The sequence below is a fragment of the Clostridium perfringens ATCC 13124 genome (assembly GCF_000013285.1).
In the GTDB taxonomy this organism is placed as follows: Bacteria; Bacillota; Clostridia; order Clostridiales; family Clostridiaceae; genus Sarcina; species Sarcina perfringens.
This window is the reverse complement of the sequence record NC_008261.1, coordinates 2,000,683-2,013,514: the sequence shown is the minus strand read 5'-3', so window position 1 is coordinate 2,013,514 and position 12,832 is coordinate 2,000,683. Positions and strand designations below refer to the sequence as shown.

Below are 12,832 nucleotides of genomic sequence, written 5' to 3'. Positions count from 1 at the left end.
AGCTTGACAGAAACTATATGGAACTGATACCATATATTCAAGAAGTAAAGGATATCAAAAGAGGATAGATTTTAGGAGGTTTTAAAATGAGTAAAGAACAAATAGTTGCTCAAGAAATATTAAAAAATATTGGTGGAAAAGAAAATATAAAATCAATGGAACACTGTGCAACTAGATTAAGACTTATAGTTAAAGATAAAAGTCTAATAAATGAAAAGGCAATTGAGAATATTGATGGGGTAAGAGGACAATTTTTTGCTGCTGCTCAATATCAAATAATTCTAGGAACTGGGTTTGTAAATAAAGTCTTTGCAGCTATGAATGGTGAAGGAGTAGAAACTGGGAATGTAAAAGAAGATGCATATAGTGATATGACTTTACCACAAAAAATATCTCGTACTTTAGGAGATATTTTCGTTCCTATAATTCCAGTATTAGTTGCAACAGGTTTATTTATGGGATTAAGAGGACTTTTAACTAATTTAGGAGTTGAATTTAGTCCAACTTTTAATACTTTATCAGAGGTTTTAACAGATACAGCATTTATATTCTTACCAGCCTTAGTAGCTTGGTCAACAATGAAAAAATTTGGTGGAACACCTGTAGTTGGTATAGTATTAGGGCTTATGCTTGTAGCCCCTCAGCTTCCAAATGCTTGGCAGGTAGCAGGAGGAGCAGATCCAATATATATTTCTTTATTAGGAATAAGTATCCCTATAGTAGGGTATCAAGGATCAGTACTTCCAGCTTTAGTATTAGGTATTATAGCAGCTAAATTAGAAAAATTTATTAGAAAGTTTATGCCAGATGTACTAGATTTAATATTTACTCCATTTTTAACTTTATTAGTATCAATGATTCTTGGACTTTTAGTAGTAGGTCCTATAATGCATACAAGTGAAGTCTACATATTAGATTTATTTAAAATGTTTTTAAGCTTACCATTTGGAATAGGTGGAGCAATAATTGGAGGAGTTCATCAAGTTATAGTTGTAACTGGAGTTCATCATATATTTAATGCTTTAGAAGTTGAATTAATTTCAAGTACAGGATTAAATCCATTTAATGCAGTAATAACCGGGGCTATAGTAGCTCAAGGAGCAGCAGCTCTTGCAGTTGGATTTAAGACAAAAGATAAGAAAAAACGTTCATTATATATTTCTTCAGCAATACCAGCCTTTTTAGGAATTACAGAAGCGGCCATATTTGGAGTAAACTTAAGATTTATTAAACCATTTATATTTGCATGTATAGGTGGAGCTGCATCAGGAATGTTTGCATCAATGATGAAATTGGCTGGAACTGGTATGGGAATAACAGCTATACCGGGAACACTGCTTTATATTAATACAGGATTAATTCAGTACTTCATAACAATTGCTATTGGATTTGCTATTTCATTTGCATTAACATATATATTCTTTAAACCACAAGAATAATTTTTAGGCTCTGTGATTTTACAGAGCCTGCTTTTAAATATTTCAAAATAGTCTTATATGGTTAAAAACTTCTAGGTAATGATATAATTTATAATATAAGAAGATATATATCTTTATTTAGGAAGGAAAATGATGAAAAGTTACAATACAGGACATAGCTAATATGGTAGGAGTATCAAAAAGTACTGTATCAAGATACTTAAATGGTGGTTATGTGAGTAATGAAAATACAGTTAAGATAAAAGAGGCTATAGAAAAAACTGGTTTTGAAACTAACTTTTTTGCTAAAAGGTTAAAGTCTAAACAAAGTAAGTTAATAGGAATAATAGTTCCTAGAATAGATTCATTTACTGCAGGTAAAACATTAAATGGTATAAATAAAAAACTAGAAGAACAGGGTTATCAAGGAATAATATTAACAAGTGAATTTAACATAGAAAAGGAATTAGAACAAATTAATAAGTTATATAATCAAGGGGTAGATGGAATTATTATAATGTCTTTTGAAATTTCAAAAGAACATGTAAAATTAGCCAATAAACTTCCTATACCTATTTTGTTTTCAGGACAAAAAAATGATTATATAAATTATTTAGTTTTAGATGATGAAAAGATAGGAAATATTTTAGGCACATATATAAAAGAACAAGGACATAAAGATATTGTGTTCTTAGGTGTTAGTGAAAGTGATAGAGAAGTTGGAATTCTTAGAAAAAAAGGATTTTGTAATGTTTTTGAAAAAGAGTGCAATATAAGTTTTGTAGAAACAGACTTTTCTTTTGATAAAGCATATGAAGCAGGAGAAGAGGTTTTAAAATATAATCCAACAGCTATTGTATGTGCAACAGATAATATAGCTCTTGGGCTTATGAGATATCTTCTTGAGAATGGGAAGAAAATACCAGAAGATATTTCCATTGCAGCCTTTGGAGGATATGAGGTAAGTGCAATAACATATCCATCACTAACAACTGTAAAAATTGATTATAAATTATTTGGTGAAGAAATAGCACTTAATATTTTAAGTTTGATAAATGGAGAGAAAAGTATAAATACTTGTGAAATTCCTTTAGAACTTATGGTAAGAGAAAGTGTTAAAAGTTTAAAGTAGGGTTTGCTTCACCGAATAATTTAAAGAAAGGTGAAGTAAATGGAGTTTTTAAATGATGAATATATAAACAAAAAATCAAAAGAATATTATAATAAAACTAAAGATATATGGAGAGATAATTTTCATTTTGAGCCTCCCTTTGGACTTATAAATGATCCAAATGGATTAAGTTATTATAAAGGAGAATATTACATATTTTTTCAGTGGAACCCATATGGCTGTGAGCACAAGAATAAACATTGGGGAATTGTAAAAACAAAGAATTTTAAAGATTTTTCAATACCTAAAATTGTCTTAACTCCAAAAGAATATTTTGATAAGAATGGATGTTATTCAGGGGGAGCTATTGTTAAGGATGGCAACTTACAAGTGTTTTATACTGGGAATGTTAAAGGGGATAAAGGAGAGAGAATATCTTATCAATGCAAGGGGATTCTTGAAGAAAATGGACAATTGAAAAAATTGGGTCCAGTTATTTCTACATTACCAAAAGGATATACAGCTCATTTTAGAGATCCATATATTTGGAAAAATAATGGTTATTATTATATGATTCTTGGAATACAGACTGAAAAGCTAAAGGGTAGATGCGTAATATATAAATCAAATGATTTAGATGATTGGGATTTTTATGGAGAACTAAAAACGTCTTATGATGATTTTGGATTTATGTGGGAATGTCCATCCTTTTTTAAAATTGATAATAAGGATATTTTTATATTTTCTCCTCAAGGAATTAAAGAAGAAGAGTTTAGATATCAAAACATATATCAATCGGGATACTTAATAGGAAATTTAAATTATGATACTTTAGAATTTAAAAATAATAATGAGTTCAAGGAATTAGATATGGGCTTTGATTTTTATGCGCCTCAAGTATTTAAGGACGAAAAAGGAAGAAATATATTAATTGGATGGATGGGGCTTCCTGAAAAAGAAGAGTTTCATTGTAGTAGGGAGAATGGATGGATATTTTCTTTAACCATGCCTAGAGAATTAACTTTAAAGAATGGAATTTTACATCAAAATCCTATAGAAGAGATGAGAAAGCTTAGGGGAGATAAAATTGTAAGCTTAAAAAATATAATTATTGAAGATTTAAATTTTAATGAAGTAAAAGAAAATAGTTATGAGCTTAAACTAGATATAGAAAGACAGGAAGCATCAAAGATTGAAATTAATTTTATGGAGAGTAATGAGGAACATACATCTTTAATTTATGATTTTAAAAAAGAAATTTGTATAATAGATAGAAATTCAATGATTAATGGAGAAAAGGGTATAAGGAAGTTTAAGTTACATTCTAATGGGAATTTAAAAATTAATATGTTTGTGGATAAATCATCAGTAGAAATATATTTTCAAGATGGAATTGAAGTAGCATCATTAAAACTTTATCCTAAAAAAGATAGCTTTAACTTAAGTTTAAAATCAGAAGAGGGTAAAATTAAAATAAATTCCTTGAGTATATGGGAGATGAATGAGGTGAATTATAATGAATAAAGTATTTTGTATAGGAGAATTATTAATAGATTTTATAGGAAAAGATATAGGAAAAGGTCTTAAAAATGGAGTAAACTTTGAGAAAAAGGCTGGAGGAGCTCCAGCAAATGTTGGAGCAGCAGTTTGTAAGCTTGGAGGAGAATCTTATTTTTTAGGACAAGTTGGTAATGACTCTTTTGGAGAATTTCTAGTTGATATGCTAAAAAATATAGGTATAAATACTGAAATGACTAAAATGGATGGATATACCACTTTAGCATTTGTAGCTATTGATGAAAATGGAGAAAGAGATTTTGAGTTTCATAGAGGCAGTGATGGAGAATATTCATTTAATAATATTGATTTAAGTAAAATAGAAAAGGATGATATAATTCACTTTGGTTCAGCTACGGGATTCTTAAAAGGTGAACTTAAGAATACTTATTTTAAACTTTTAGAGATTGGACGTAAAAATGGAAACTTTATATCTTTTGATCCAAACTATAGAGATATGCTTATTAAAGAAGAAGGAATTGAAGAGTTTAAGGAAGACTGTAAGAAATTTATAAGCTCTTGTGATTTTTTAAAGCTTAGTGATGAGGAGATAAAGCTATTAACTGAGGAAGAAGATTTAGAAAGAGGAGTTGAAAAACTTCATTCTTTAGGAGCGAAAATAATAGCGGTTACACTAGGTGGAAAAGGAACTCTTTTAAGTAATGGAATTCATTCAGAGATAGTTCCATCAATAAAAATTAATCAAGTAGATTCAACTGGGGCAGGGGATGCTTTCGTTGGGGCTGTTCTTAAGAAAGTAAGTGAATTAGAAAATAAGAAGAATTTAGATTTAAATTTATGGAGAGAAATTATAAGTTATGGAAATAAGGTTGGAGCATTGACATGCACAAATTATGGGGCTATTGATGCTATTCCAAATGAAGAAGATTTAATGAAATATATATAGTTTATTTGAAAGCATATGAGAATTTTTAGGAACCTATTAAAATCCTTTAGTTCTCATATGTTTTTTTATTTTAGTATATTTTAGATTAGAGTTTTATCCTTTAAAATAAAAATAAAATTTTATGATTAGATTAAATATTATTTTTAACTTTAGATTAAGAGGTTATATTAAAATTTAACAGGAATATAGTTTAGTAAAGTGATTTTTTAGGAGGAATCTTTGAAGGAGTTTTTTAAAGATATATCTTATGATGATAGAAATCTTTTAGCTATAGGTCTTGCATTTATATCAAATTTAATATTTTTAAATATAACAGAAAGGGAAGTTGTATTTAATAATATCTATGAAATACTTAATTTAAAGGGGTATGAAGCTTTGAAGGAAGTATTTGTTATTTTTATAACTTTTATAGCTATAATTTTTTTGATTTTTGCTATGATTATTAGTATAAATATAATTTTACATTCCTTAGAGGTCTTTAATAAAATAGTATCCTTAGGAACTATTATAGTAATTTATATAATAGCTTTTTATGGATTAAATAACAGTATTCAAGGATTTAAGATATTATTTTTAACTTTATTTTTTGTAGGATTATTTTTTAAGATATGGGAAGAGGTAAAGAATAATAAATAATTAAAATTAATTAAAGGTTAAGTTAAAATAAATAATTTTAACTTAACCTTTCTTTAAAAGTGAAATTTATTTTTCAGAAACTTGTTCTATTGAAATAATAGATACATTTCTTTTTTCAAATTCATCAATTACTTTTTGGATTATAGATGGTTTTTTATAATTATCTTCAGGATAACCATCTTGTCCATCTTTAAAATCTATTAGTTTAGCTTCTAAAAATGGATGATAAAACATTCCAGCAAAAGTAGTATTAGACATGTTTTTTATCTTATTTAACATATCATTTTCTTTACCGCCCTCAATATAATATAGAGGTGTAGGTACATAATAAGAACCACTTCCAGTTGGTGATTTCATAGGCTTTGATTGTGCTTTATTTTCATCATAATCATTAAATATATATTTAAAGTTCTTTTCTAAAGCTTCATTTTGAGCTTTATTTATAGTGTAATGAGGAGCTTCAAAGAAGTTTATTTTTATATCAAGATCTTTAGCTATTTGAAGAGCTTTATCAACTCTTGTATTTAAATCCTCCACAGAGGGGTTATATTTTCCAAATTCAAAGCCATGACCACTAATTGTATTGTCTATTTGATGGGTATAACCATGTAAACCTATTTCCCCTTTATGAGAAGCTACAAAGTCTAAAGTGTATACAAGCTCAGCATTAGCAAAGTTATTTTCTTTAGAAGGGTCATTGTCTATTTTCTTTTCTGGGTCTATATATCTAGGTATCCAAGCTATATGGTAAGGTACATTTTTTTTACCTAAATATCTCCCCATAACTCTTATAGTTTCAAGATATTGTGAATCATATTCTGTTCCAGCACCAGTAGATGCAACATCTTCAAATCTTATAATACCTTTTTGAGGGCCTTTTCCCTTATAGTGTTTAACATCTAACATATCTTTATTATTATATAATTTTATTAGCTTGTCCTTTGAGTTCCATCTGCTTTTTAAATCAAACATATTAGCAAAGTCAATTAAAGACATATATACAGTATCATCTTTTATTATAGGGTCAATTTTAAATTTATTAGCCTCTGATTCTTCCTTTGATAAATTAGTCCAAGTATTATCTTTTAAATTAACTTTAATATCTTTATTTTCAAATTTAATATTTAAAAAATCATCCTCTATTTTAAACTCCCCATTGTTATTTTTGATTATTTCGCTTATAGGAATTAGATATCTATTTTTATCTAAGTATATTGGTAAGCTTAAGTCTTGAACTTTACCATTTAGATTTATTTTAATATTATCTTCAGGTTTATCTAGTCCTGAAAATTTTTCTAATCCAAATACAGATAGCCCAAAGTTTTTGCTTTCCCCTTTAGATCCACATCCTATTAGAAAAATCATTGAAAGAATTAATAGGGAAGTTGTAAAAAGTTTTTTCATATAGTGCCTCCTTGTATTAATTTAAATTATAATTAAATAGAATTGTAAACTTAATAAATTCATAAAAAAGTGTACATTTATAATAATATTTTACAAATTAAGGTTTAAATTTACAAAAAGGTTAAAAAAGTATTAATAAATAACTTATTACATCTTTTACATGAATTAATTTACTTTTAAATATATTTAGTTGGAAATACAATAATATGATGATATAATAATTAGTGAAACGATTACAAGATGTTGAAGAATTTAGGGGGGGCACGCATGGTATTTGGATTTTTTATAGCTTTAATTTTTATAATAGTTGAAATAGGAATAAGTTCTTATCTTGTATATGACCTTCATTGTAAAAAGGATGAAGACATTAAAAAGTTGGAAAAACAAGATGTTAAGACAATAGTTACATTGAGAAAAGTGGTTATATTAGAGAATTTTGTATCTTTGTTATTATATAGTGTTTTAATAAGCAATAAAGATATATTAAAGTTTGGAAGAGGGGAAATGTTAACTGTAGCAATATTATTATCTATGGGTGTAATGATGATTTATCTTTATATGTTTGATAATTTTATTGAAAAGTTTAAGAAGTTTAATAATACTGAAAAAGAAAATAGTATAGCTTAAAAGCTATTTTGAATCTATAATACTTAAATTTTTTATGAGAAATTAGAGTAAATAGTGAAGAAATTCTATAAAATATGATTAATAAGAAAGCACGGTTTTATTCCGTGTTTTTTATTTTGTAAGTTTTATTAACAAAAACAAAATTTAAGAATAATTATATAAGGTATAATATTCTTCGGAGTGTGAAAATATTAAGAGGGTAAAATCTTAATAGATGTTATGATTAATCAAAGAGTTTTTTTTAATATTTTAGATGAAGATCAAAGACCTATAACAAAATGTATAGTAAAAATTGAAAATCAAAAAGAAAAATATGAAGGTGAGACAGATTTAGCTGGAATAGTGGAATTTTTAGTTCCATTAAGTATTTATGTATTAACCATAGAACATCCTGCTTTTAAGAAGAAAATTTATAGAATGGTTTTAAGGGATGGATTTAGTTTTACTAGGATAATTCTTCAAAGAAATAAACTAAATTATAAGAGGGGAGAAAAAATTCCTATTATAGAACATACTGATAAAGAATTTATAAATAAGGATGTTTTAAAAGATAATATAGAAAAAATATATGATGTCAATAAAAATCAAGATATAGATGAAGATTTGAATTCAGAAGAAGATTCTATAGATAATTTTAATGAAAAAGAAGAAATTTTTAAGGATTATTTTCATAATTTAGATTTATTCCAAAACCCAAGTATATGGGGGGCAACAGGTATGTTTAAGGAAGTAAATGAGAATAGTTTTAATGAGATAATTAAGGGAGCAAAAACAATGCTTGAAGAAATATTAAATTTAGCTAGTTCCTTTGAAGCTGAAGATTTTAAAAAAGATGAAAATAACATGCCTTTTACTTTTGATGAAATAAAGGAAGAGAGTAAAAATATTGCAAATAATATTATTGATAAAGATTATGGTAGTGAGACCTATGATGTTTGTGACTATGAAGAAGAGCTTTTTGATGAAGATCAAAGGTGAAACTAATAGCATAAAATTTTTATAATGATAAATTTTGTAAAAAATATAATAAAATGGTTGAAAATTGAGTAATATAAAGTATAATAATTATTAAGATTAAATTTATGAAAGGAGACAGTTTGATGAGAAAATTTGATAATAAATATATTAATAATGTGTATTTGTTATTTTTTACAATAAAATTAGTATTTACTCAGTCAATGGCTCCTTTTATGGGATTTTTCTAATGCTTTCCATAAAATTTTATAAAATCTTTTCTAGATTTTAAGGCATGGCTGAGAAGCTGTGCTTTTTGTTGCAATAAAATAAAGTTTGTAATAAAAATTTAATAAGGTTAAGAAGGTTTTTGCATAATTATCTATGTTTTAATAGAATCCTTACTTTTTAGTACAAAACATTAGTGGTTTGCCAATTAGAAGCTTTAAAGTCTTCCATTTATCTTAACCTAGAAATTTTTCTTATATTCTTGATTTTTATAGGGCATCTATGTCTTTAAGCATAGCTTTTGCTTAAGGAACATAGGTGTTTTTTTATTTTAATTATAAGGAGGGGAATCATGAAAATATAGGTGATTATATATAAAGGTTTATTAAATTATATAAATAAAGGGGGAATATTTATGGGGATATTTAAGGATTATATATCTAAGAGAATGGTATTTTTAATAGTTCCTATAGTAGCTATGATAATTGTTTTGGGGATAGATAGTTTTTTTCCATATCTTCAAAAAATATTTGTTGATGATATTTTACTAGGAAGTGATAAAAGCAAATTAGGATTATTTTTTGGAGTTTTTTTAGGATTATCACTTTTACGTGGAATATTAGGATATATTAAGGAGTTTTTATTTGATAAGTTTTCTTTAAATGTAAGCAAAGAAATTAGAATGGACTTATTTAAAAAGATTCAAAGCTTTGAATTTTCATTCTTTGATAGTACCAATACAGGAGAACTTATGTCAAGAATTGGTGAAGATGTAGATATAGTTTGGGAAACAATATCTTATGGACTTAGATTACTTATAGAAGGAATAATATTATTTATTATATCTGTAACCATAATGATGAGTATGAGTCCTTCTCTTACAATAATCTGTTTAGTCATCTTACTTCCTGTAGGGGTTTTGGCTATTCTAGTTAATAAAAAGTTTCATAGAAATTACTCAAAAATAAGTGATAAAGTGGCTGATATAAATCTTATGGCACAGCAAGATATAGCAGGAATAAGATTAGTAAAGGCTTTTGCTAGAGAAAAATATGAAACTGAAAAGTTTTTAAAGGTCAATAAGGATTATTATGACCTTAATATAACTCAAGCAAAAATTTTAAGCAATTTCTTGCCTGTAATTGATCTTTTAACAAATTTAACTCCTGTAGCAATGATAATTTATGGAGGATACTTGGTTATCAAAGGAAATATTACTATGGGAACACTTTTAGCTTTCAGTAGTTATATTTTAAATTTATCTTTTTGTGTGAAAAATATAGGTGGTCTTGTAAATATGATGTCTCAAAATAGAGCATCTATGGATAAAATATTTAACATTCTTAAAAGAAAGCCTCAAATAACTTCTATGGAGAATTCTTATAATCCAGATAAGGTTAAAGGTGAAATAGAATTTAAGAACGTATCCTTTAGGTATAATGAGGAAGAAGTGCTAAAGAAAATAAACCTAAAAATACCAGCAGGAAGTACCGTAGCTATTATGGGGGAAACAGGATGTGGTAAAAGTTCAATTCTTTCTTTAATAGGAAGGCATTATGATGTATCTTCTGGAGAGTTATTGATTGATGGAGTTAACGTGAAAAAATGGAATTTAGATAGTTTAAGAGAAAATATGGCTGTGGTTTTTCAAGATACATTTCTGTTTTCTGATTCTATAAAAGATAATATAGATTTTGGAGGAAATAAAAGTGAAGATGAAATAATAGAGGCAGCAAAGGATAGTTGTGCTTATGATTTCATAAAAGAAATGCCAGAAGGATTTGAAACAGAAGTTGGAGAAAGAGGTTTAGGACTTTCAGGTGGTCAAAAGCAGAGATTAGCAATAGCTAGAGCTTTAGTTAGAAAAACACCAATATTAATTTTAGATGATGCTACATCAGCACTTGATATGGAGACAGAATTTAATGTGCTTAAAAATTTATCTAAAAAGCAAGATAAAGCAACTACATTTATAATTGCTCATAGAATATCTGGGGTTAAGGACGCCGATATAATACTTTTCATGAAAGATGGAGAAATAGTTGAAATGGGAGATCATGAAAGTTTATTAAAGAAAAAGGGATATTACTATAGTGTATATTGTCATCAATTTCAAGATTTAGAGTTTATACAATAATATTAAAATTTTAATTAAAAAGGGGGAAGAGATAATGGAAGAAATAAATGAGAAAAAAACTCATAAGTGGAAGACTATAAAGAGACTTCTAAAATATGTGGCTCCATACAAGTGGAAAACTATAGGAATAATATTAATGCTTTTACTTATTATGAGTTGTAATACATTAAATCCATACTTAATGAAGGTTTCTATAGATAAATTTGTTTCTGCTAAGGATGTAAATGGATTACTTGGCATAGGAGCAGTTTTACTTTTATTAAATATAATAGCAATGATACTTTCAAAAATAAGAATGCTATCTATGAGTAAAATAACAAATCAAATATTAGTAAATATAAGACATGAACTTTATACTCATATACAAACTTTAAGTTTTTCCTTTTTTGATAGTAGACCAGTAGGTAAGATTTTATCAAGGGTAGTTGGTGATGTTAATGCATTAAATAACTTGTTAAATCATAGTATTGTTAATTTAATACCAAACCTTTTTACAATTTTACTAGTAATTTTTATGATGTTTTTAATGGATCCAAGTCTTACTTTGGTTTGTTTAACAGTTTTACCATTTCTTTTTGCGGGAATGTTTTTTATAGAAATAAAATCAAATAAAAGGTGGAGAGTTTTTAGGGAAAATAGATCAGCTCTTTTAGGTTATACCCATGAAGCATTTTCAGGAATGAAAGTGGTTCAAGGATTTAATAGAGAAGAGTATTCAAGAGAAAAATTTGAAAATCATCTAGAAGGACATGCAGGTGGTTTTTTACATGCAGTTAGGCTTCAAGATTATTTTTGGCCTACAGTGGATATATGCAGAGGTTTTGGAATTGCAATAGTATTATTTGCAGGGTATAAATTAACAAGAGGTGGAAATTTATCTTTAGGAACCTTAATGGCCTTCATAATGTATATTGAAATGCTTTGGAGACCTATAATGAACTTATCAGCCTTTTATAATGCTTTTGTTACTAATCTTTCAGCAGCAGAAAGAATTTTTGATATTATGGATACTAAGAACCACATGGTAAATAATAAGGCAGAAGAAAAACTTCCAAAGATAAAAGGAGAAATTCATTTTGAAGATGTTACTTTTTCCTATGATAATGATGGAAATCATGCATTAAAAGATGTAACATTCACCTTAAATCCAGGAGAAAAAATAGCCTTAGTTGGAGAAACAGGAGCTGGAAAAACTACAATAACAAACCTTATAAGTAGATTTTATGAGCCAACTAAAGGAAAAATATTTATAGATGGTATTGATATAAGTACTGTAGATGTAGAAAGTCTTAGAAGTCAGATGGGAATAATGCTTCAAGATTCATTTCTTTTTGCTTCTTCTATTAAGGAGAACATACGCTATGGGAAATTAGATGCTACTGATGAGGAAATAATCCAAGCTGCAAAGGCTGTAAATGCTCATAACTTTATAGAAAAACTTGAAGAGGGATATAATACAAATGTTAATGAAAGAGGATCAAGACTTTCATTAGGACAAAGGCAGTTAATAGCATTTGCTAGGGCCTTAATTTCAGATCCAAGAATACTTATATTAGATGAAGCAACTGCTAATATTGATACTGAAACAGAAAGGCTAGTTCAAGAAGGAATAAAGAAACTAATGGAAGGAAGAACTTCTATAGTTATAGCACATAGACTTTCTACCATAAGAGATTGTGATAAAATATTTGTTCTTTCCCATGGAAAAATTGTTGAAGATGGAACTCATGAAGAGTTATTAAATAGAAAAGGATATTATTATAATCTGTATTGTGCTCAATATAGCTTCTTAAAAGAAGAATAGAATAAGAAAAGGATGTATTAAAAGTTAAACATAAAACTTATAGATAATA

Annotated in this window: 10 protein-coding genes; 9 read left to right on the top strand and 1 reads right to left on the bottom strand. The window is 27.1% G+C overall.

Annotated features, from left to right (window positions below; all coding sequences use genetic code 11):
• Positions 1-86 precede the first annotated feature (86 nt).
• The 5 genes from CPF_RS08665 to CPF_RS08645 all read left to right on the top strand — a co-directional run bounded on the left by CPF_RS08665 (position 87) and on the right by CPF_RS08645 (position 5,629).
• On the top strand, positions 87-1,439 hold the full coding sequence (locus CPF_RS08665; RefSeq protein WP_003449520.1) for a sucrose-specific PTS transporter subunit IIBC: 1,353 nt from the start codon (positions 87-89) through the stop codon (positions 1,437-1,439).
• Between the two features lie 145 nt (positions 1,440-1,584).
• Complete coding sequence (locus CPF_RS08660; protein ID WP_041702708.1) at positions 1,585-2,550, top strand: LacI family DNA-binding transcriptional regulator; 966 nt, start codon at positions 1,585-1,587, stop codon at positions 2,548-2,550.
• 39 nt (positions 2,551-2,589) lie between these two features.
• Positions 2,590-4,053, top strand: a complete 1,464-nt coding sequence (locus CPF_RS08655) for a glycoside hydrolase family 32 protein (protein ID WP_011590879.1) — start codon at positions 2,590-2,592, stop codon at positions 4,051-4,053.
• A complete protein-coding gene (locus CPF_RS08650; protein WP_011590878.1) occupies positions 4,046-4,993 on the top strand; it encodes a carbohydrate kinase family protein in 948 nt (315 codons plus the stop codon). Before CPF_RS08655 ends, CPF_RS08650 begins: the two co-directional genes overlap by 8 nt.
• A gap of 219 nt (positions 4,994-5,212) precedes the next feature.
• Positions 5,213-5,629: a hypothetical protein gene (locus tag CPF_RS08645; protein WP_011590877.1), complete on the top strand. Its 417-nt coding sequence runs from the start codon at positions 5,213-5,215 to the stop codon at positions 5,627-5,629.
• A 66-nt stretch (positions 5,630-5,695) separates the two neighbouring features.
• On the opposite strand, the gene CPF_RS08640 is transcribed toward CPF_RS08645, so the two are convergent.
• The gene (locus CPF_RS08640) at positions 5,696-7,033 is read right to left on the bottom strand and encodes a polysaccharide deacetylase family protein (protein WP_011590876.1); all 1,338 of its coding nucleotides are present in this window, start codon (positions 7,031-7,033) and stop codon (positions 5,696-5,698) included.
• Between the two features lie 267 nt (positions 7,034-7,300).
• Here CPF_RS08640 and CPF_RS08635 point away from each other — a divergent pair, with 267 nt between their 5' ends.
• From CPF_RS08635 to CPF_RS08620, 4 genes are all read left to right on the top strand, one after another.
• A complete protein-coding gene (locus CPF_RS08635; RefSeq protein ID WP_003455949.1) occupies positions 7,301-7,660 on the top strand; it encodes a hypothetical protein in 360 nt (119 codons plus the stop codon).
• 219 nt (positions 7,661-7,879) lie between these two features.
• Positions 7,880-8,638 carry a hypothetical protein gene (locus tag CPF_RS08630; RefSeq protein ID WP_011590875.1) on the top strand — a complete coding sequence of 253 codons (759 nt, stop codon included), beginning with the start codon at positions 7,880-7,882 and terminating at the stop codon, positions 8,636-8,638.
• Positions 8,639-9,257: 619 nt separating this feature from the next.
• A complete protein-coding gene (locus CPF_RS08625) occupies positions 9,258-10,979 on the top strand; it encodes an ABC transporter ATP-binding protein (protein ID WP_011590874.1) in 1,722 nt (573 codons plus the stop codon).
• A gap of 34 nt (positions 10,980-11,013) precedes the next feature.
• On the top strand, positions 11,014-12,783 hold the full coding sequence (locus tag CPF_RS08620) for an ABC transporter ATP-binding protein (RefSeq protein WP_011590873.1): 1,770 nt from the start codon (positions 11,014-11,016) through the stop codon (positions 12,781-12,783).
• The last annotated feature ends 49 nt before the right edge of the window (positions 12,784-12,832 follow it).

What these genes read in the sequence shown, in the direction of transcription:
- CPF_RS08665 (WP_003449520.1), top strand. Translation starts at nt 87, where the DNA reads ATGAGTAAAGAACAAATAGTTGCTCAAGAAATATTAAAAAATATTGGT.
- CPF_RS08655 (WP_011590879.1), top strand. Translation starts at nt 2,590, where the DNA reads ATGGAGTTTTTAAATGATGAATATATAAACAAAAAATCAAAAGAATAT.
- CPF_RS08650 (WP_011590878.1), top strand. Translation starts at nt 4,046, where the DNA reads ATGAATAAAGTATTTTGTATAGGAGAATTATTAATAGATTTTATAGGA.
- CPF_RS08640 (WP_011590876.1), bottom strand. Translation starts at nt 7,033, where the DNA reads ATGAAAAAACTTTTTACAACTTCCCTATTAATTCTTTCAATGATTTTT.
- CPF_RS08635 (WP_003455949.1), top strand. Translation starts at nt 7,301, where the DNA reads ATGGTATTTGGATTTTTTATAGCTTTAATTTTTATAATAGTTGAAATA.
- CPF_RS08630 (WP_011590875.1), top strand. Translation starts at nt 7,880, where the DNA reads ATGATTAATCAAAGAGTTTTTTTTAATATTTTAGATGAAGATCAAAGA.
- CPF_RS08625 (WP_011590874.1), top strand. Translation starts at nt 9,258, where the DNA reads ATGGGGATATTTAAGGATTATATATCTAAGAGAATGGTATTTTTAATA.
- CPF_RS08620 (WP_011590873.1), top strand. Translation starts at nt 11,014, where the DNA reads ATGGAAGAAATAAATGAGAAAAAAACTCATAAGTGGAAGACTATAAAG.